This is a genomic window from Pseudarthrobacter ribosi, assembly GCF_055412865.1.
In genome coordinates this window covers 169,268-188,511 of record NZ_JBVAYZ010000006.1, presented here as the reverse complement: position 1 = coordinate 188,511, position 19,244 = coordinate 169,268, and the positions used below count along the sequence as shown (strand labels likewise).

Genomic DNA, 19,244 nt, shown 5'->3' with positions numbered 1-19,244 from the left:
CGAACGCGCAGGCTTGCGCGGCGGTGCTCAGGCGAGCGAGAGGAAGAGCTTCTCGAGTTCGGCCCGGTCCAGGCTGGGGTCCTCCTGCTGCATGCACTGCTGCAGGCCGGTGGCAATGATCGCGAATCCGGCCTTGTCCAGCGCGCTGGAAACCGCGGCCAGCTGGGTGACGACGCTCTTGCAGTCCCGGCCCTCCTCGATCATTCGCGTGACGGCGGCGAGCTGCCCCTGGGCACGGCGGAGTCGATTGATGACGGGCTTCATGTCTGTGGGATCGAGTTCCATTTCTTCCTCCAGGATCAACGGGGCTACCTGCCACAATATACCCCCCTGCGTATCAGGGATGCCCGGCAGGGTATGTTCCCCCTCGCTCTGCTAGGGACCTAAGTACCTAGTGAAGCCTGCAATTTCGGCGTATTTCTGGGAGTGTGAACGCCGCCGGTTTCCTGGATTCTGGCGCCGGCCAGGCCGGCGCAGGGGGCCCCGCCCCGCGACGGGGCCTGGACCGGACTTTGAGCCCGGCCGCGGGGTCCTGGGATGCGGGGCTGTGGAGCCGCTATGTCGCGATGGGGGACTCTTTCACCGCGGGCATCGGGGACCCGGAACCCCTGAGTCCGGGCGGCATGCGGGGCTGGGCGGACCGGATCGCCGAGGAGCTCAGCGAGGGAAGGCCGGATTTTCGGTACGCGAACCTCGCTGTCAGCGGCCTCCTCATGCGCGAGATCCTGGACCGGCAGCTCGGTCCGGCGATTGCGCTGAAACCAGACCTGATCACGCTCTCGGCCGGCGGAAACGACCTTGTCTTCCACCGGAGCGATCCCGACCGGCTCGCTGCCACCCTAGACGCCGCGGTGGGCAGGCTCAGTGCCACCGGCGCCACCGTCGTCCTGTTCACCGGTCCCGACTGGCGCGACACACCGCTGCTGGGACACAACCGCGGCAGGGTCGCCGTCTTCAATGAGAACATCCGGACTATCGCCATTCGCCATCACGGTGTGATCGCTGATCTCTGGGCCCTGCGGCAGCTCTCGGATCCGCGGATGTGGGACCCGGACCGTCTGCATTTCTCGCCGATGGGGCACCACACCATCGCGGCGATGGTGTTGGAATCCCTGAGCGTCCCGCACAGCCTCAGTCCGCTGGAGCCCAAGCCCATGCCGGCCGGAAGCTGGCGCGAAAGCAAGGCCGGTGACCTCGCCTGGTTCACCAACTACCTGCTTCCCTGGATGGTCAGGCGGGTCCGGAAGCGCGCTGACGCCCCGCCGCTGACGCCCAAGCGTCCCGAGCCGGGGCCGGTCTCCGGATCCTGAGGCATGGCCTCCGGCCCCTAGTCCCGCTGCGATCTGTCGGCTAATCTGCAGGAACGGCCCACCGCCGGGTATCGATGGCGATCACGAGGAGCGAAGTTGTCTAATCACACTTACAGCATTTCTGAAATTGTCGGAACGTCGAACGAAGGCGTTGACGCCGCCGTCCGCAACGGCATCGCCGAGGCGGCCAAGACCCTGCGGAACCTCGACTGGTTTGAAGTCAAGGAAGTCCGCGGACACCTCGAAAACGGCGCGATCGCCGACTGGCAGGTAACCATCAAGCTCGGGTTCCGGCTGGAGCGCTAAGCCGCGAACGTCTACGGCGGCGCCGGCCACCGGGGCCACACCAAGGAAATCGACTTGAACCTGCACTGACGGGTCCGGATGAGCCCAGTTATATGCCGCGCGGCCCAATGTATCCGGTCCCGGAGTGGCTCTTTTATGCTAAGCATGATTAGTATTAGGGCTGAAGGATGAAGCGCACTCGGCAACCCGGGTGTCTCCTCAATGAAAGAAGAAGGAACGACAAAAATGGGTTTTATCGCATTTCTGATTCTGGGCCTTATCGCCGGTGCAATCGCTAAGGCTATCCTCCCGGGCAAGCAGGGCGGTGGCATTTTCATCACCTTGCTCCTCGGCGTCGTCGGCGCCATCCTGGGCGGCTGGATTGGCGGACTGCTGTTCGGCACTGGCATCAACGAGTTCTTCTCGCTCTCGACCTGGCTCCTGGCCATCGGCGGCGCGATCATCGTCCTGCTCGTTTACGGCATGATCACCAAGCGCTCAGCCCGCTAAAGCTGACGCGACCGAAACCGGTCCTGGGATTCTTCCCGGGGCCGGTTTTTTGGCACACGGCCTCACCGCAATTTATCGACCCCACATTTAGAGCACCACCGAGGAGCAGGAGTACAGCATGAAAGGCAAAGTTCTTTTTGGAGCCGGAATCGCCGCAGGCTACGTTCTTGGATCACGGTCCGGGCGGGCAGCCTACGAGAAGCTCAAGGCCCGCGCGGCGGCCCTCTGGGAAAGCCAGCCGGTCCAGGACAAGGTGACCGCCGCTACCGCAGCCGTGAAGGAAAAGGCCCCCGAGGTGTCTGAACAGCTCGGCGAGGCTGCCCGGCGCGCCGGGACAGTCATCGGTTCAGCCGTCCGCCGTGACAACTCCCCCACGGGGACACCGGGAGGCGGGAAGTCGAACGACGACGCGGCAGCTGGCGGCATCCCCGCGCACAGCGCGCATCCGGAAACTGTGAACCTTGGGACCTCGTCCGCGTCCGCCCCTTCTGCTACTTCAGCTGCTGCCGACGTCGAGTCCGACCCGGCGCTGAACGACCAGCACGGACAGGACTGGTCCGACGAGGGCGGCGCCACCCCGGCCGGAGCCGCGACCAACGTCGATCCCGACAAGGTCTCCTAGCTAAACCGGTCTGCCGGCCAGTCCGTCGCGCCAGGCACGGCAGTTCCGATCACCACCGTGGCGTCCAGGTCCCCGGAGCTGGACACCCGGGCAGTGAGTCCGTTGCGGATGAACAGCTCGGCCGTCCGCGAAGCCTGCCGCCGGCTCGTCTCGATCAGCAGGTGGCCGCCCGGCGCCAGCCATTGCGGCGCCGCGGCGGCCACCCGCTGCTGGACCTGGAGCCCGTCTGTGCCGCCGTCGAGGGAAACCCGCGGCTCGTGCAGGCGGGCTTCGCGCGGCAGGGTGCCGAATTCCGTGGAGGGAACATACGGGGCGTTGACCGCAAGGATATCGACCCGCCCGCGCAGCCGCGCCGGGAGAGGCTCGTAGAGGTCCCCTTCGTGGACGGCACCGCCGAGCGGAGCGATGTTGCGGACCGCGCAGCGCACCGCGGCGGGGTCGATGTCTGCGGCGTGGAGCTCCAGGGGGCCGGCCAGCGCCGCCAGTGCGGTGCCGACCGCCCCCGAGCCGCAGCACAGGTCGACGACGACGGGCGCGCGCCGCGGACCGCGGGTGCCGGCCAGGAGCCGCGCGGCCTGCCGGACCAGGAATTCGGTGCGGCGCCGGGGCACAAAGACACCCGCGTCCACTTCGATCCGAAGTCCGCAGAATTCCGCCCAGCCCAGGATGTGCTCAAGCGGCAGTCCGGAGGCACGACGCTCCACGAGGGCATCAAGCTGCTCCGGGGTCGCGGCGGCGGCGGCCAGCAGCCGGGCTTCGTCCTCGGCGAAGACGCAGCCGGCCGCCCGCAGCCGTGTGATGACCGAGCGCCGGGGCGCGGGCAGCGGCCCAGGACAAGCTTTCATGCGCCCCCCGTTCCGCTTATTGGTGCCGGAATCCCATGCTATCGAAGTGGCAGGATGGCACCATGGCCACTCCACGAACCGCCGACGCGTCCTCCCTTCACGTGCCGCCGGATGCTGTCCCGGCGCATGAGCTGCTGTGGACCGGCTGTTACACCGCGGACGGCGGCGGCCGCGGGACCGGAATCGGGGCGCTGCGGGCCGGCACCGACGGCACGCTGCGCTGGCTGGGGGTCGCCGCGGCGGCGGACTCGCCGTCGTTCCTCGCCGTGCACCCCACCCTGGACGTGGTCTATGCCGTGGGCGAGGCGGCCCGGACCGTCACGGCGTACCGCCGGTCCGGTGAATTCGGCCTGGAACCGGCCGGCCGTCACTGGCCGGCCGGTGACGCCGCCTGCCATGTCGCCGTTGACCCGCAGGGCCGCTTCCTCGTGGTGGCCTGCTGGGGCGACGGCCAGGTCCTGCTGTACGAACTGGACGACGACGGCGGCATCTCGGCACGGTTCGCTGCGGCCGCCTCGACGCTGGCCGGGCGTCCCGGCCGCGCCCATGCCAGCCTGATGCTCGACGACGGCAGAGTGATGACCACCGACCTCGGGCATGACCTCCTGCGGGTCTGGAACTACGTGCCCGCCCAGGGGCTTCGGCTGGACCATGAACTGGCCCTCCCCCGGGACAGCGGCCCCCGGCATCTGGTCCAGCATCCCGGCGGCAGCGTGTTGGTGGTGACCGAGTACTCGGTCGAGGTCGCCGTGGTGCATCGGTCCCCCGGCAGCCCCGGGACATTCAGCCTGGCCGGCGTGGTTCCGGCGACCGCGGCGGGCGCCCTTCCCGGTGACTCCGCGGCGGAGATTGCCCTCGCCGCGGACGGCAGGCACGCCTACGTGGGGGTGCGCGGCTCCAACCGGATCGGCGTGCTGGAGGTGGACGCGGGCGGCAGCACGGTCCGGCCCGTGGCCGACGTCCCCAGCGGCGGCGACTGGCCGCGGCATCATCTGGTCCGCAACGGCTGGCTGCACGTGGCGCACGAACGCTCCGGGGATGTGGTGACGTACCGGCTGGATCCGGACAGCGGGCTTCCCGGCGAAGCCGTGGACAGGGTCGAGCTGGCTTCGCCCACCGCGCTGGTCCCGGCGCGGGACATGCCCAGTCCCCGCACCGAACACTGGGCATAAGGGCACCACTTCCAGCCTTCCCCGCAGCCGTAGGGCATGTCCCGCGGCCCAGACCCGAAAATTTTCTGACCATTCGCTGGAATAACTCCCGCGTAAGCGTTTACAGTTGTGACTTGGCTCTCAGGAGCCTCTCTCCGCATCGCCCTTCGCCGAGGCAACGTCGCTTACCGGAAGGTCTCCATCGTGTTAATCCGCAGTACCAGCACGGGCAAAACGCCCGCGTCCCGCCACCGGGCGTGGCATACCGTATTCCTCCGCAGCGGAGCCGCCATTACGGCGGCGCTCGTGACCGCGGCAGCTGCCGTCGTCGCCCCGATACCGGCAGCCCAGGCCGCACCGGACCCGGACGGTGCTTCGGCCGACCACTCGCTCCGCGGCCCGGTGACGGACGAGCGTTTCTATTTCGTGATGGCGGACCGCTTCAACAACGGCAGCACCGCCAATGACGACGGCGGCCTCGGACAGGACCCGATGGTCTCCGGCTTCGACCCGACCAAAAAGGGCTTCTACAACGGCGGGGACCTCAAAGGCCTGCGGGAGAAGATCGACTACATCCAGGGCCTCGGAACCACTTCCATCTGGCTCACCCCGAGCTTCAAGAACAAGACGGTCCAGCAGGAGGACAAGTCGGCCGGCTACCACGGCTACTGGATCACCGACTTCACCCAGATCGATCCGCACCTGGGCACCAACGAGGAGCTGAAGGCGCTCATCGACGAGGCCCATTCCCGCGGCATGAAGGTCTACTTCGACATCATCACCAACCACACCGCAGACGTCATCAGCTACAAGGACGGGGACGAGTACAAGGACCGCGCTACCTACAAGTCCAAGGACGCCGCCCCCTACCGGACCGCCGCCGGGGCCCCCTTCGACGACCGCGACTACGCCGGCACGGAGGACTTCCCGGCCCTGGATGCGGCGACGTCCTTCCCCTACACGCCCCTCCTGGCGCCCGGGGAAGAGAAACTCAAAGTTCCCGACTGGCTCAACGACCCGACGCTCTATCACAACCGCGGCGACACCACCTTTGAAGGCGAGAACTCCTTCTACGGGGACTTCTTCGGCCTCGATGACCTCTTCACCGAGCACCCGAAGGTGGTCGACGGAATGATCAACATCTACAAGGACTGGATCCGGGATTTCGGCGTGGACGGCTTCCGGATCGACACCATGAAGCACGTCAACGACGAGTTCTGGCAGAAGTTCGGTCCGGAAGTCCTCGACTACGCCAAGGCCCAGGGCAAGGACGAGTTCTTTATGTTTGGTGAGGTCTTCGACACCTCCAAGAGCTTCACCTCGCAGTTCACCACCCGCAACAAGATGCAGGCCGTGCTGGATTTCCCGTTCCAGGACGCAGCCCGCAACTTCGCATCCCGGGGCCAGACCGCGAAGGGCCTGGAGACCTTTTTCGCAGGGGACGACTGGTACACCGACGCGGACTCCAATGTCTACCAGCTGCCCACCTTCCTCGGGAACCACGACATGGGCCGGATCGGCAGCTTCATCACCGCGGACAATCCGCAGGCGGACGACGCCGAACGCGTCGCCCGCGACCGGCTCGCCCATGAGCTGATGTACTTCTCCCGCGGCAACCCGGTCGTCTACTACGGCGACGAACAGGGATTCACCGGCCCGGGCGGGGACCAGGATGCGCGCCAGACGCTCTTTGCGAGCCGGGTCGCGGACTATCTCGACGACGACCTTCTCGGCACCGACGCCACCCACGCGACGGACAACTTCGACCCGGCCCACCCGCTCTACACCGGCATCAGCGCCCTCGCCGCGCTGACGTCCGAGCACCCGGCGCTGCGGAACGGCGCCCACCAGAACCGCTACGCCTCCGAGGAGTCCGGCGTTTACGCCTTCACCAGGATCGATGCCCGGGACCAGCGCGAGTACGTGGTCTCGGTCAACAACAGCGAACAGCCCCAGACAGCCGCCGTGCCGACCTATGTGGGCAAGCGGACGTTCAGCCGGATCTACGGGGATGCCTCGGCGGAATCCAGGACCGACGCGGCCGGCAAGCTCACCGTGACGGTGCCGCCGCTCTCCGCAGTCGTGTACGAATCCTCCGGCCGCATCCCGCGCTCCAAGGCGGCCCCCGCCGTCGCGCTCCAGGATCCGGCTCCGGCCGCCGGGGACAATGGCCGCCTGCGGATTGGAGCCGACGTCGGCGGCAGTTCGTTCTACGAGGTGACGTTCCAGGCACGCAGCGCCGGCGGCGCGTGGGCGTCGATCGGCACCGATGACACCGCCCCGTACCAGGTCTTCCACGACGTCGCCGGACTCAACGCCGGAACTGGCCTGGAATACCGTGCGGTGGTGCTGGACAACGGCGGGCACACCTCCGTGAGCCCGCCCCGCACGGGTACGGTCCCGGCCCCGGTGCTGAGTCTGGTGGCCCCCAGGGAGGGCAGCAGCGTCAACGGCAAGGTTGAGGTCAGTGCGGTTGCCAGCCCGGAAAAGGCCGACCACGTCGTCCGCTTCGAACGCAGCATCAGCGGCGGCGAATGGTCGAACGTCGGCGAGGATAGCTCCTCCCCCGCCTACACCACCGTCGATGATCTGGGCGCGCTGGCCGTGCCGGACGGCACCCAGCTCCGCTACCGGGCGCTGATGAGCGTCCCGGGCGCGGGTGAGGTGGTCAGCGAGACCCGCACCGTCGTGGCCGGGGAGCTTCCGCAGCCGGCGTCGGTCTCCGTGGCCGGCAGCCTGAACTCGGAAATGGGCTGCCCGGGTGATTGGCTGCCCGATTGCCAGAGCGCGTTCATGACCCTGGATCCGGCAGACAGTATCTGGCGGCTGACCGCTGATCTGCCCGCCGGCAGCTACGAGTTCAAAGCCGCCCTCAGCGGATCGTGGACCGAGAACTACGGTGCCGGCGGAGCGTTGAACGGCAACAACATCACGCTGAGCCACCCCGGCGGCCCGGTCACCTTCCGCTATGACAACAGCACGCACCTGCTCGGCGCCGTCTACGCCTCGCAGCAGCCGGGGGCCGTCGCGGCGGCGGGCGACATGAACTCGGAACTCGGCTGCACGGGTGACTGGATGCCGGAGTGTGACCTGGCGCAGCTGGCCCTGGATCCCACGGACCTGGTCTGGAAGCTGACTACCACCCTGCCGGCGGGAGGCTACGGGTTCAAAGCGGCCCTCAACCGCTCGTGGACGGAGAACTACGGGGCAGGCGGCGCACCCGGCGGCGGGAACGTCAACATCACGCACGACGGCGGGCAGATCACCTTCCGTTACGACCACGCCAGCCACCTCATCCGCGCCGGCTAAGTCATGGCCTCCGGGGCCGGGACGCACCTCGGTGCGTCCGGCCTTCGGTTCTTCAGCAGCGACCCTGACCGCGGGACATGCCCAGTCCCCGCGCCGAACACTGGGCATAAGGGCACCATGTCCAGCCTTCCCCGCACGCGGAGGGCATGTCCCCCCGGGTAGGTCAGCGCTTCGACGCCGCCCATTCCAGCAGGCGCTCCAGGGGCCAGCTGGTGATGATCCGCTCCGCCGGCACGCCGTTGCGGTCCGCGCGCTCGGCACCGTACTGCAGGAAATCGAGCTGTCCCGGGGCGTGGGCGTCGCTGTTGATGCTGAACAGGCAGCCGGCATCGAGGGCCACCTCAATGAGGGCACCCGGAGGGTCCTGGCGTTCGGGCCGGGCGTTGATTTCGACGGCGACGTTGTGCTCCGCGCAGGCAGCGAAGACCTCCCGGGCGTCGAATTCCGACGCCGGACGCGTTCCCCGGCCGCCCTGGATAAGCCGGCCCGTGCAGTGGCCGAGCACGTTCATGTGCGGGTCCGCGATCGCGCCGAGCATCCGCCGGGTCATGGTGCGTTTGTCCGCGCGAAGCTTCGAATGCACGCTCGCGACCACGACATCCAGCCGGTCCAGCATCTCGGGGGTCTGGTCCAGGCTGCCGTCCTCGAGGATGTCGGCCTCGATCCCGCGCAGGAGGCGGAAACCGCCGTCGGTGCGGTCATTGATCTCCGCGACGATGTCGAGTTGCTCGGCGAGCCGCTCGCCGCTCAGCCCGTTGGCAATCTTGAGGTTGGGCGAATGATCGGTCAGTGCGAGGTATTCGCGGCCCAGCAGCCTGGCGGCGTCGACCATGGCCTCGATCGGGGATCCGCCGTCGGACCAGTCACTGTGGCTGTGCAGGTCGCCGCGCAGCACGGCGAGCAGCTCGTGCCCGCCGGGCACCAGCGGCCGGGCTCCCCGGCTACGCAGTCCGCTCAGGTACTCCGGCACGCCGCCGTCGAGCGCCTCCTTGATGACCTGGTACGTGCGGTCGCCGATCCCCTTGGTCCTTCTGAGCCGGCCGTCCCCGGCCCGTGCCGCAAGCTCCTCCGGCCCGAAGCCGGCAATGATTCCGGCGGCTTTGCGGAACGCCTGGATCTTGAACGTCGGGGCGAGCTCGCGTTCGAGCCAGAACGCAATCTCGTTGAGGGCGTCGACAGCATCCATGCCACCATCTTGCACCCCGGCCGGCCGCTAGGGGGACCCCGGCGGCGTCCCGATGTCGCGCCGCTGCGGGCGGCGGGGGCGGCGTTCTGAGAGACTGGTCCCGGCCGGGGCCTGAACCGGTGGGGAACTACGCCGCCGGTCCATGGGGAGGGCCGCTCCAGCAGCAGGGAATCTTCAAGTTATGGTGCTTCTCGACCGGTCAACACTCATGGTGGTTTTCGCCGTGATGACGCTGACGATGCTGGTCCTTTTCTACTTCGACACCTACCGCCCGAGCAGGGCTCCCTTTGCCGGCTGGTGGTGCGCGGCTGTCGCCTCGTTCTTCCTGGCCGCCGCGTTCTACTTCATGGGCGAGGTCCGGGACGTGACCTGGGCGACCAGCGTGGGCAACGGTGTGATGGTGCTGGGCTCCGGCTGCGTCTGGGCCGGGACCCGCTCGCTGGCCGGCCGGCGGGTCCGGCCCTGGCTGTTGGGGATCTCGGCAACGGCGGCCTACGCCATCGACGCCTCGGTCCGCTACTCAGGCACGGCCCGGATCGGCAGCATTGTCCTCCTGGCACTGATGGGGGCCGCGATCGGTCTCGCGTCCGTGGAGCTGTGGCGTGAGCGGGCGGATTCCTGGCATCTGGTCCGGTCCCTCGCGGTCGCAACGGCTGTCTGCGCCGGGTATTACCTGAGCCGGATGGTGGGGCTGGCGGTGCTGGGTCCGGAGGATCCGCTGTTCCAGGTGCTGTTCGGCACCGGTGTGACGCTGCTGATGGCCATGGTCCTGCTGGTGGTCGTCTCGTCCAGCATCACCTCGCTGAACTACGCCCGCCGGACCGAGGACCTGCAGGAGCTGGCCCACCGTGACGGACTGACCGGGCTGCTGAACCGCGGGGAGTTCATGCACCAGGCCCAGCGCAGGCTCCGGGCCAACTTCGCGGCCGGCGTCGACACCGTGATTGTGATGGCGGACCTGGACCGCTTCAAAGCCATCAATGACCGCTTCGGGCATGACGCGGGCGACGGCGTCATCCGGGCTTTCGCTGATGCCTGCCGTTCCGCCGTGCGGGACGCGGACCTGGTGGGCCGCTACGGCGGGGAGGAATTTGCGCTGCTGCTCGACGGCGTCGACGCCGAAGAAGGCGTCCGAATCGCGGGCCGGATCAATGCCTCCCTGGCCGAACACCCGTCCCTGCCCGCCGGCGTGGACACGCCGACGGCGAGCTTCGGCGTCGTCGGCACTCGTGACCGGAACGCGGGGCTCCAGCGCCTCCTCCGGGATGCCGACCGGGCGCTGTACGACGCCAAGGCGGAAGGGCGTAACCGGGCGGTGGTCGGGTAGCGGGCGGGGTCACCGGCTGAGCCCGGACAGGAGTCCGGACGGGCGAATGATTCCGTCCAGCTGGAAGCCGCAGCCGCAGCGCCAGAGCGGCGGCAACTCTGCCGCGGCATCGGCCGGCGCGAAGGAGTACAGGGACATGGTGGCCGACGCCGGCGGCTTCCACTCCATTGGCAGCCCGCAGTGGACCGGCGCGGCCAGGGACTGCACGGCAGGCACGGAGGCGGGGGCCAGTTCAGTCACGGCGCCGCCGGGAAAACACATATCAGACATAGTTAGTAAGCATACATATAACTAGTCAGACTAGCTAGTTTCCGGTCGCTAGTCAGCGGAGTGGTGCGGGGGCTCCGTGACGGCTTCACTCATCCGCCGCAGGAAGCTGACCACGGTCCGCGCCTCCTCGGCGCTCAGGGCCTCCGCGACGGCCATCATCCGCCGGTGCATGTCCCCCAGCGTGGCCCGCACCGCCGCATCCGTGGCCACCGTTGGAACGATCACCAGGGAGCGCCGGTCCGTGGGGTGGGGCTCGCGCCGGACGTGGCCGCTGCCCACGAGACGGTCGATCAACGACGTGGTGGAGGCCGTGGTGATGCCCAGGACGCGGCTGAGGTCCTTGGGCCCCACCCGCTCGCCGCTGGCCTGGGCGCGCAGCAGGTACCTCAGCGCCAGCAGGTCCGTCTCGCCCATCCCCATGGAATCCCGCGTGGAGCGCCGCCGGGCGACCTCCGCATTGCGGTATTCACGCAGCGCCTGCAGCACGGCGCCGGGCGCGTCGAGCCTGTCGTCGGGGCCGTACCAGTACCCGGAACCGGAGGGGCTGCGCGCGTTCATCCGGCAATCCTAGCTGAACTGATAACTAGTCCATCGTGCGTTCTCCCTCTGGCCGGGCGCCGGATGAGGCCCGGAGCGGGACCCGTTTCGCGGCCTCTGCACACCGCAACCCCATGTTCGCTCCCGTCAGTTCTCAGTAAACTGGGACGCATGACCGAGCAGGACCCGGCCCCGCCCAGGGCCGCTGCCATCGACACGTCCCTGCGGAGTCCGGCGCAGCGGTTCCGCACCTTCGCCGGGATCCTGGTGAACACCGCCCTCGCCAACATCACGACCAGCTACCTGTGGTTCGCCCTGACGTTCTGGGTGTACCTGCAGACGCGCAACGTTATCGCCACCGGAGTGATCGGCGGCGCGTACATGCTGTTGATCGCCCTTTCCAGCATCAGCTTCGGCACTTTCGTGGACCGCTACCGCAAGCTGGCCGTGATGCGCTTCGCCGCCGGCTTCACCCTGGCGATGTTCGCCCTGTCCGGGGTCATGTTCCTGCTGACACCCACCGCCCTGCTGCTGGACCTGACAGAGCCGTGGTTCTGGGTCTTCGCCCTGGTCATCCTGATCGGTGCCGTGGTGGAAAACATGCGCAACATTGCCCTCTCCACCACGGTCACCATCCTCATCGAACCGGAGCGGCGGGCCAACGCCAACGGACTGGTGGGCATGGTGCAGGGACTGATGTTCATCATCACCTCGGTGCTCTCCGGGCTGTCGGTCGGGCTGCTGGGCATGGGCTGGACGATCGCCGTCGCCATCGTGCTCACGGCGCTGGCATTCGCGCACCTGCTCACGCTGCGCATGCCCGAGGAGGTGCGCGCGGCCGCCACGGACGCGCACGGCGGATTCGACCTGCGCGGCTCCCTCGCCGCCGTGCTGGCAATTCCCGGGCTGTTCGCGCTGATCCTTTTCTCCACGTTCAACAACTTCATCGGCGGCGTCTACCTGGCGTTGATGGATCCCTACGGCCTGGAAATGTTCCCCGTGGAGCTGTGGGGGACCTACTTTGCGCTCGGCGCCACTGGGTTCATCGTGGGCGGGGCGCTGATCGGCAAGTTCGGACTCGGGTCCAACCCGCTGCGCACCATGCTCCTCGCGGTGATCCTGATGGGGGTCCTCGGCGCGGTGTTCACCCTGCGGGAGTGGGCATGGCTGTACATCGCGGGGATCTGGCTGTACCTGGTCCTGGTGCCTTTCGTGGAGGCCGCCGAGCAGACGATCATCCAGCAGGTGGTGCCTCTGCAGCGGCAGGGCCGGGTGTTCGGGTTCGCCATGGCGTTCGAGTCCGCGGCAGCGCCGATCACCGCGTTCCTCGTCGCGCCGATCGCCCAAGTCTGGATCATCCCGTACGCGAGGTCCGCCGAGGGCGCCGCCCAGCTGGCCCCGCTGCTGGGCGAGGGCACCTCCCGCGGGATCGCTTTGGTGTTCCTGATCGCTGGGATCATCATGGTCGCGGCCGCGCTGCTGGCCTTCCTGACCCCTGTGTATCGCCGGGTCTCGGCGACGTATGCCGAGACGGCAGCAGCGGCGTCGGCGGAGGCGAACACCACCTCCTCGTCCCCTGGCTGAGTCCGGACGGCGGCCGGGGCCACCTGATCCCCGGTGCGCAAATGCGGGCATGGCCCCGCTCGGCCCGCGCAGCGCTTAAAACAAAAGCAGGCCAGAGGCAAAATGCCTCTGGCCTGCTCCGCGGGTGGGCCCTGTGGGGATCGAACCCACGACCCACGGATTAAAAGTCCGATGCTCTACCAACTGAGCTAAAGGCCCCAGCCAAGGCCCCGAAACAACGGATAAATCCGCTGTCCAAGGGCTGATCAGCCCAGTCCATTTCTGAACGTTAACACTGTACCCCAGACCGGGGCGGGTTTTGCGCACCGGGCGGGGACGCCGCCGTCGCGCGCGGGAGCCAGGGCCCCGAACAAGCCCTGCGCGGCCGGTGCCCACGCTCGATTCCCCGACAGCACTGGAGTAGCGTGGTGGCATGAGCGAGCAAGCAGGATCCAGCGCCCCCGGACCGCACCGGCACCACAAGCCGAAGCCCTTCGCCCCGATTGACTTTGAGCCCTTCGCGGGCGGGGCCGATCCTGCCCGCATCTCCGAGGCCGCCCATCTCGCCGCCCAGGCCCTCGTGCGCCGCGGACGCGACAGCGACGACCCCGTGGTGACCAAACGGCTCGTGAAGCTCGCCGACGAGCAGGGCCTGGAAGCCATCGCAGAGATGTGGGCCGAAAGCCCGGCACGCTCGCTCCCGGGGGCGCTCTGGCGCCTGTACGCCATCCGCGCCGCCACCATCCAGGACCCGGAGCGGATTTCCGTCTACTTCAAGGCCGGCAAGGACACCGCGCAGGTGTCCCACGTGGTCGCCGGCGCCGCCGAGCCGCCCGGGGCGGACGAGATGAAGTCGATGGCGGACGCCATCCTGTCCGGAGCGTTCGACGGCGAGTTCGACGTCGCGCTGGAACGCTCTGCCGCGTTCTGCCGCGTGGTGGCGCTGGGCCAGGCCACCCTCGCCGACGGCGCCGAGCACAGCAACGAGATCCACGCGAGCAAGCTCACGCGCAATTCGCACCTCCTGGTCAAGACCGCCGAGGACCTCGAGCATGCCGCCAACGCCTGGCGCCTGGGCGAACTGGACTGAGTCCTCGCACGCCGCCGTACCCCCGGCAGGCACGCCGCCCGCGGACTGTCAATGTTGACTTGTCCCCGGTCACGTAGAAAACTAAAGGCGGTGCCGAACCGCGAAACCCCCGGGCTTCAACATCTAGCCGCCTAGAGCGGCCTACCGCCGAGAGGCGTCTCCGGTTCGGCACCATTTTCATGCCCACAGTCAGTTCCGGGTGAGTTCCGGTCAGTTCCGGGTGAGCTCCGCATGCAATTTCTGGACGCGGGCCCTGATGTCATCCCGGACCAGCCGCATCCGTTCCATGCCTTCGATGCCGCGCTCGGACGGCTCGTCGGTATCCCAGACCTCGAGCCGCTTGCCCTCGGGGGCTTGGACCTTTGCCTCGTTGCCCAGGACGATCACGACGTCGACCCCGTCCAGCAACTGGTCGGTGACGGGCTTGGGCTGTTCGCCGGTGATGTCGATGCCGAGTTCGGCCAGCGCATCCACGGACTGGGGGTTCAGCGACTTGCCGGGTTTGGTCCCGGCGGAGTGCACCGTGACGGTTCCATTAGCGAGCTGGTTCATCATTCCGGCGGCGAGCTGGGATTTCCCACCGTTCTTGCTGCAGACGAACAGGATGCTGGGGGTTTTCGCGGTCTGCGTCATGCGTTTGCTTCTTCCTTGTCTGCGTGGGGGCTCAGTCCGCGGCGGGATTCGTAACGGGGTTCGTGTGGTTCAGTCATCTCAGCCTCCAAGGGAAGCGATCAGGGCCTCGACGCGGGTCTTGATGTCGTCGCGGATCGGGCGGACGGACTCGACGCCCTGCCCGGCCGGGTCCTCGAGTTCCCAGTCCTCGTAGCGCTTGCCCGGGAAAATCGGGCAGGTGTCGCCGCAGCCCATGGTGATGACGATGTCGGAGTCCTTAACGGCCCTGGTGGTGAGGACCTTGGGGATCTCGGCGGACATGTCGATACCGAGTTCGGCCATGGCCTCGACGGCGGCCGGGTTGACCTTCTCGGCGGGCTGGGAGCCGGCGGAGCGGACCTCGATGGCGCCCTGGGACAGGGCGGTGAGGAACGCGGCGGCCATCTGCGAGCGGCCGGCGTTGTGGACGCAGACGAACAGTACGGAGGGCTTCCTGGCGGTTGCGGCGGTCATGCGGGTCTCCTGGAAACAGTTCGGTGACGGGTGATGGCGGGCATCGGGGATACGTTAGGCAGCGAGCACGCGGGGTGCGAGGTCAGTGATCCGGTGGGCAATGTCATCGAAAGCCTTCTCGAAGGCTTCCTCGGTACCCAGGCGCAGCGGATCCGGCACCGACCAGTGCACGCCGCCGAGTCCGCCCAGTTCCTCGTGCGCGTTGTCGCACACGGTCACCACCAGGTCCCCCGCCACCTGCTCGAGCCTGCGCGGAGGAAGATCTGCGAGGTCCACGCCGTGGCGGCGGGCGACCTCGATGGCACCCTGGGCGACGCGGTCCGCGGGATGCGTCCCGGCCGACGTCGAGGGGATGTCGCTGACCTGCTGCCAGAGCGCGGCGGCCAGCTGGGACCGTGCGCTGTTCCGCGTGCAGACGAACAGGAGCCGGCGGGCCCCGTGTTCGGCCCCCGGCACCAGGCCCTCCAGGGCGCCGGCAGCAAGCCGGATATAGCTGCGGCGCCTATCCGCTTCGGAGCGGTGCCGGATCACCAGTCCGGCTTCTTCCAGGGCGCGCAGATGGTGCGAAAGTAGATTCGACGGCATTCGCAGCTCCGCCTGCAGCTCCGTCGGGGAGAAGTCCCCGAGGGTCAGCAGATCAACCATGCGCAGCCGCGCAGGGTCGGCGAGGGCCGCGTGCTTGGCCACCCGCGTCCGAAACCCGTCTACTTGCTCAATGTTCATTGATTCAATTTTGACTGAGTTACTTCCTTCGGTCAAGCTGTTGCCATGACTTCCAACCCGCCGCTGTGGCGCCGTGCCATCGCCGAACTGCTCGGCACCAGCCTGCTCGTTACCATCGTCGTGGGCTCCGGGATCGCCGCCCAGCAGCTCTCCCCCAATGACGTTGGCCTGCAGTTGCTCCAGAACAGCACCGCCACGGTGCTGGGCCTGACGGTCCTGATCCTGATGCTCGGGCCCGTGAGCGGCGCGCATTTCAACCCCGTCGTCTCCATTGCAGACTGGATCCTGGGCCGCCGCAGCGGCACCGGGCTGACGCTGCCGGAGCTGGGCGCCTATGCAGTTGCCCAGACCGTGGGTGCGGTCAGTGGCAGCGTGGTCGCGAATGCCATGTTTGAGGTGGGTACCTCCATCTCCACAAAAGAGCGGGCAACCGCGGGGCACCTGCTGGGCGAGGTCATCGCGACCGCCGGGCTGGTCCTGCTGATCTTCGCCCTCGCAGCCACCAAGCGTGGCGCCCTCGCCGCACCGGCGGTGGGCGCGTACATCGGGGCCGCGTACTGGTTCACGTCCTCGACGTCATTCGCGAACCCGGCCGTGACGGTCGGCCGCATCTTCAGTGACACCTTCGCCGGCATCGCACCGGCGTCCGTTCCGGGATTCGTCCTCGCTCAGCTGGTCGGTGCGGCAGTGGGCCTTGGCCTCCTCCTCATCCTGTTCCCGTCCGCGGCCCGCGCCGCAGACGACGTCGTCCTGCCACACAGTTCCGAAAGGACCAGCTCAAGGTGACGCTGGCGGTAAAGTAATCCTCAGGCGCGGGTCACCCTCACCACACATGCCCGGCCGCCACCGCCCGTGCACCTCCCTCCCGAAGACCGGTAATCACACGTGAAGCTGCGCCTTTTCCCCCAGGAGCCCGCCGGGCTGAATCTCCTCGCCCAGCTGGCAAGCCAGATTGTGCTCGCCACGGGCACCCTGTCGGAGATCCTTGGCGCACCGGCCAGTGAGAATGCCCGGCTGGTGGAGGACATGCACAACCATGAGGCCAAGTCCGCGGAGCTGCACTTCGCGCTGCTGACCCACATGCGGACCTCGTTTGTGAACCCGCTCCCCCGCGAGGACATGTATGCCCTCTCGCGGTACCTCAACGAGGCGATGGAAAAACTCGACGCCGCCGCGGACCTGGTGTCGCTCTACAAACTGGACCGGCTGCCCAAGCGCGCCGCGGACCAGCTGGAAATCATCAGCAGGCAGGCCGAACTCACCGTTGACGCCATGCGGCGGCTCGACAACCTGGACGATCTCGAGGACTACTGGATCGAGGTCCTCCGCCTGTCCAAGCGCGCCGAGCGCTCCCACCGGGTCTGGGTGGCGGACATGCTCACCGAAATGAAGTCGGCGCGGTACGCACGCACCCGGGACATCGCCGAGCAGCTGGTCGACGTCACCAGGGACCTGCGGAAGGTCGCGACACAGGTGGGCAGCATCATCGTCAAGGAATCCTGACGTGATCATCTTCCTGTTTGCCCTGGTGGTGGTCTTCGCCGGGGCATTCGCCTTCCTGAACGGCTTCAGGGACGCTTCGGCGGCGGTGGCACTGGCCGTCCGTACCCGGGCCCTCACGCCCACCGTCGCGGTGCTGCTGGCCGGCTTCTTCAACTTCATCGGCGCCGGGCTGAGCGCCGTCCTGGCCCTTGCCATCAGCCAGGCCTGGGTGCAGCTCCCCGCCGGGGCGAACGGGCTCACCATCCTGCTGGCGGGACTGCTCAGTGCCGTGATCTGGGGCATCTACGCCTGGTGGCGGGGCATCCCGTCGTCCTCGACACACGCCCTCGTCGGCGGGCTGGCCGGCGCCGGGGTCGCGAGCGTCGCTGTCGGCGGGAACGGCGTCGGGGGCGTCGACACGTCCTTGCTTTTCCAGGTGGTGCTTCCGCTGCTGCTCTCCCCGCTGCTTGCCTTCGCGGGCGCCTACCTGCTGGTCTGGCCCGCGACGTGGGCCGCGCGGTACACGCCGCCGAATGTCGTCAACTCCCGTTCCCGGAGGGCCCAGAGCATTGCCGCGGGCGCCGTGGCGTTGGCCCACGGCCTGCAGGACGGCCAGCGCACCAGCGCCGTCCTGCTCCTGGCGCTGCTGGCGGCGGGGCTGTCCGACGGCAGCGGGATGCCCATCTGGGTGGCGCTGTTCACCGCGGTCCTGCTGACCGCCGGAACCCTGGCCGGCGGCTGGCGGATCTCCTACACCATCGGCTACCGGATGATCCGGATGGATCCCCTGCGCGGCTCCGTGGCTCAGCTGTTCAGCTCGGCCATCCTGCTGGTGGGCGCCGTCGGACTGCACTGGCCCATCTCCACCACACACACGGTCACGTCAGCCGTGCTGGGCGCTGGCGCCAATCAGAAATTCCCTGCCACCAACCGGAAGGTGGTGATCCGGGTGCTGCTGTTCTGGCTGATCACACCGGTGGTCACCGGGGCGCTCGCGTTTGTGCTGGAGCTGTCCCTGTCACCGCTCGCGGCGCTCTAAAGACCCGTCGGTTGCTCCACAGGTGCCCTTTTGAGGGTTCAAAACGGCACCTGCGGAGCAATCGATGGGGGTTATCCGAAGCGGCCGGAGACGTAGTCCTCGGTGGCCTTCTGGGTCGGGTTGCTGAACATGGTGTGCGTTTCGCCGTATTCGATCAGCCGGCCCGGCTTTCCGGTGCCGGCGATGTTGAAGAACGCCGTCTTGTTCGAGACCCGGGCGGCCTGCTGCATATTGTGGGTCACGATCACCACGGTGTACTGGTCCTTGAGCTCGTTGATGAGGTCCTCAATGGCGAGCGTGGAGATCGGGTCCAGCGCGGAGCACGGCTCGTCCATGAGGATGACCTGCGGTTCCACGGCGATGGCCCGGGCGATGCACAGCCGCTGCTGCTGGCCGCCGGACAGCCCGGAGCCGGGCTTGGCCAGCCGGTCCTTGACCTCGTTCCAGAGGTTGGCGCCCTGCAGGGAGCGTTCCACCAGCACGTCGGCCTCCCCCTTGGACATCTTTTGGTTGTTGAGCTTCACGCCGGCGAGCACGTTGTCGCGGATGGACATCGTGGGGAACGGGTTGGGCCGCTGGAAGACCATGCCGATCTGCGAGCGGACGGTGACCGGGTCCACGCCGGGGCCGTACAGGTTGTCGCCGTCGAGCAGCACCTCACCCTCGACCCGGGCGCCGGGGATCACCTCATGCATCCGGTTCAGGGTGCGCAGGAAGGTGGACTTCCCGCAGCCGGAGGGCCCGATGAAGGCCGTGACGGACTTGGCCTCGATGTTGATGTTGACGTCTTCGACGGCCAGGAATTTGCTGTAGTAGACGTTCAGGTCCTTGACGTCGATGCGCTTAGACATGATGTTCCTTCACTTGCTG

At 67.8% G+C, this 19,244-nt stretch carries 21 protein-coding genes and 1 tRNA gene; 12 read left to right on the top strand and 10 right to left on the bottom strand.

Going from position 1 to position 19,244, the window contains the following annotated elements:
* Window positions 1–27: 27 nt before the first annotated feature.
* Window positions 28–285: a metal-sensitive transcriptional regulator gene (locus ACZYZ5_RS08765; protein WP_441408203.1), complete on the bottom strand. Its 258-nt coding sequence runs from the start codon at window positions 283–285 to the stop codon at window positions 28–30.
* A 281-nt stretch (window positions 286–566) separates the two neighbouring features.
* On the opposite strand from ACZYZ5_RS08765, the gene ACZYZ5_RS08760 reads away from it, so the two are divergent.
* From ACZYZ5_RS08760 to ACZYZ5_RS08745, 4 genes are all read left to right on the top strand, one after another.
* A complete protein-coding gene (locus ACZYZ5_RS08760) occupies window positions 567–1,310 on the top strand; it encodes an SGNH/GDSL hydrolase family protein (RefSeq protein WP_463901116.1) in 744 nt (247 codons plus the stop codon).
* Window positions 1,311–1,406: 96 nt separating this feature from the next.
* On the top strand, window positions 1,407–1,616 hold the full coding sequence (locus tag ACZYZ5_RS08755) for a dodecin (RefSeq protein ID WP_463900988.1): 210 nt from the start codon (window positions 1,407–1,409) through the stop codon (window positions 1,614–1,616).
* A 225-nt stretch (window positions 1,617–1,841) separates the two neighbouring features.
* Window positions 1,842–2,105, top strand: coding sequence for a GlsB/YeaQ/YmgE family stress response membrane protein (locus ACZYZ5_RS08750; protein WP_463900986.1), 264 nt, complete (start codon window positions 1,842–1,844; stop codon window positions 2,103–2,105).
* Between the two features lie 118 nt (window positions 2,106–2,223).
* A complete protein-coding gene (locus ACZYZ5_RS08745) occupies window positions 2,224–2,727 on the top strand; it encodes a hypothetical protein (RefSeq protein ID WP_463900985.1) in 504 nt (167 codons plus the stop codon).
* On the opposite strand, the gene ACZYZ5_RS08740 is transcribed toward ACZYZ5_RS08745, so the two are convergent.
* Window positions 2,724–3,572 carry a putative protein N(5)-glutamine methyltransferase gene (locus ACZYZ5_RS08740; RefSeq protein ID WP_463900983.1) on the bottom strand — a complete coding sequence of 283 codons (849 nt, stop codon included), beginning with the start codon at window positions 3,570–3,572 and terminating at the stop codon, window positions 2,724–2,726. The two genes, ACZYZ5_RS08745 and ACZYZ5_RS08740, sit on opposite strands and share 4 nt — an antisense overlap.
* 62 nt (window positions 3,573–3,634) lie before the next feature.
* Between ACZYZ5_RS08740 and ACZYZ5_RS08735 the strand changes: the two genes are divergently transcribed.
* Together ACZYZ5_RS08735 and ACZYZ5_RS08730 are read left to right on the top strand one after the other, a co-directional pair.
* Window positions 3,635–4,744, top strand: coding sequence for a lactonase family protein (locus ACZYZ5_RS08735; protein WP_463900982.1), 1,110 nt, complete (start codon window positions 3,635–3,637; stop codon window positions 4,742–4,744).
* 270 nt (window positions 4,745–5,014) lie between these two features.
* A complete protein-coding gene (locus ACZYZ5_RS08730; RefSeq protein WP_463901114.1) occupies window positions 5,015–8,032 on the top strand; it encodes an alpha-amylase family glycosyl hydrolase in 3,018 nt (1,005 codons plus the stop codon).
* Window positions 8,033–8,195: 163 nt separating this feature from the next.
* Here the strand turns inward: ACZYZ5_RS08730 and ACZYZ5_RS08725 are convergent, their stop codons facing one another.
* Window positions 8,196–9,218 (bottom strand): PHP domain-containing protein, encoded by a 1,023-nt coding sequence (locus ACZYZ5_RS08725; RefSeq protein WP_463900981.1) that lies wholly within the window; start codon window positions 9,216–9,218, stop codon window positions 8,196–8,198.
* Window positions 9,219–9,399: 181 nt separating this feature from the next.
* Between ACZYZ5_RS08725 and ACZYZ5_RS08720 the strand changes: the two genes are divergently transcribed.
* Complete coding sequence (locus ACZYZ5_RS08720) at window positions 9,400–10,545, top strand: GGDEF domain-containing protein (protein WP_463900980.1); 1,146 nt, start codon at window positions 9,400–9,402, stop codon at window positions 10,543–10,545.
* Window positions 10,546–10,554: 9 nt separating this feature from the next.
* Here the strand turns inward: ACZYZ5_RS08720 and ACZYZ5_RS08715 are convergent, their stop codons facing one another.
* Window positions 10,555–10,785, bottom strand: a complete 231-nt coding sequence (locus ACZYZ5_RS08715) for a hypothetical protein (RefSeq protein WP_463900979.1) — start codon at window positions 10,783–10,785, stop codon at window positions 10,555–10,557.
* A gap of 78 nt (window positions 10,786–10,863) precedes the next feature.
* Window positions 10,864–11,373, bottom strand: coding sequence for a MarR family winged helix-turn-helix transcriptional regulator (locus tag ACZYZ5_RS08710; RefSeq protein ID WP_463900977.1), 510 nt, complete (start codon window positions 11,371–11,373; stop codon window positions 10,864–10,866).
* Window positions 11,374–11,523: 150 nt separating this feature from the next.
* On the opposite strand from ACZYZ5_RS08710, the gene ACZYZ5_RS08705 reads away from it, so the two are divergent.
* Complete coding sequence (locus ACZYZ5_RS08705; protein WP_463900976.1) at window positions 11,524–12,936, top strand: MFS transporter; 1,413 nt, start codon at window positions 11,524–11,526, stop codon at window positions 12,934–12,936.
* Between the two features lie 125 nt (window positions 12,937–13,061).
* Here the strand turns inward: ACZYZ5_RS08705 and ACZYZ5_RS08700 are convergent.
* Window positions 13,062–13,134 (bottom strand) — tRNA-Lys (locus ACZYZ5_RS08700).
* A 214-nt stretch (window positions 13,135–13,348) separates the two neighbouring features.
* Here ACZYZ5_RS08700 and ACZYZ5_RS08695 point away from each other — a divergent pair.
* Window positions 13,349–14,005: a hypothetical protein gene (locus ACZYZ5_RS08695; RefSeq protein WP_463900974.1), complete on the top strand. Its 657-nt coding sequence runs from the start codon at window positions 13,349–13,351 to the stop codon at window positions 14,003–14,005.
* 210 nt (window positions 14,006–14,215) lie between these two features.
* On the opposite strand, the gene ACZYZ5_RS08690 is transcribed toward ACZYZ5_RS08695, so the two are convergent.
* From ACZYZ5_RS08690 to ACZYZ5_RS08680, 3 genes are all read right to left on the bottom strand, one after another.
* On the bottom strand, window positions 14,216–14,638 hold the full coding sequence (locus ACZYZ5_RS08690; protein ID WP_463900973.1) for an arsenate-mycothiol transferase ArsC: 423 nt from the start codon (window positions 14,636–14,638) through the stop codon (window positions 14,216–14,218).
* Window positions 14,639–14,716: 78 nt separating this feature from the next.
* A complete protein-coding gene (locus ACZYZ5_RS08685) occupies window positions 14,717–15,130 on the bottom strand; it encodes an arsenate reductase ArsC (RefSeq protein ID WP_463900971.1) in 414 nt (137 codons plus the stop codon).
* A 54-nt stretch (window positions 15,131–15,184) separates the two neighbouring features.
* Window positions 15,185–15,853, bottom strand: coding sequence for an arsenate reductase/protein-tyrosine-phosphatase family protein (locus tag ACZYZ5_RS08680; protein ID WP_463900969.1), 669 nt, complete (start codon window positions 15,851–15,853; stop codon window positions 15,185–15,187).
* 45 nt (window positions 15,854–15,898) lie between these two features.
* Between ACZYZ5_RS08680 and ACZYZ5_RS08675 the strand changes: the two genes are divergently transcribed.
* The 3 genes from ACZYZ5_RS08675 to ACZYZ5_RS08665 all read left to right on the top strand — a co-directional run bounded on the left by ACZYZ5_RS08675 (window position 15,899) and on the right by ACZYZ5_RS08665 (window position 18,374).
* Window positions 15,899–16,639, top strand: a complete 741-nt coding sequence (locus ACZYZ5_RS08675; RefSeq protein WP_463900967.1) for an aquaporin — start codon at window positions 15,899–15,901, stop codon at window positions 16,637–16,639.
* A gap of 99 nt (window positions 16,640–16,738) precedes the next feature.
* Window positions 16,739–17,356, top strand: coding sequence for a DUF47 domain-containing protein (locus tag ACZYZ5_RS08670; protein WP_463900966.1), 618 nt, complete (start codon window positions 16,739–16,741; stop codon window positions 17,354–17,356).
* A gap of 1 nt (window position 17,357) precedes the next feature.
* On the top strand, window positions 17,358–18,374 hold the full coding sequence (locus tag ACZYZ5_RS08665; protein ID WP_463900964.1) for an inorganic phosphate transporter: 1,017 nt from the start codon (window positions 17,358–17,360) through the stop codon (window positions 18,372–18,374).
* A 71-nt stretch (window positions 18,375–18,445) separates the two neighbouring features.
* On the opposite strand, the gene pstB is transcribed toward ACZYZ5_RS08665, so the two are convergent.
* The gene (gene pstB, locus ACZYZ5_RS08660) at window positions 18,446–19,225 is read right to left on the bottom strand and encodes a phosphate ABC transporter ATP-binding protein PstB (RefSeq protein ID WP_463900963.1); all 780 of its coding nucleotides are present in this window, start codon (window positions 19,223–19,225) and stop codon (window positions 18,446–18,448) included.
* Window positions 19,226–19,244: the final 19 nt, after the last annotated feature.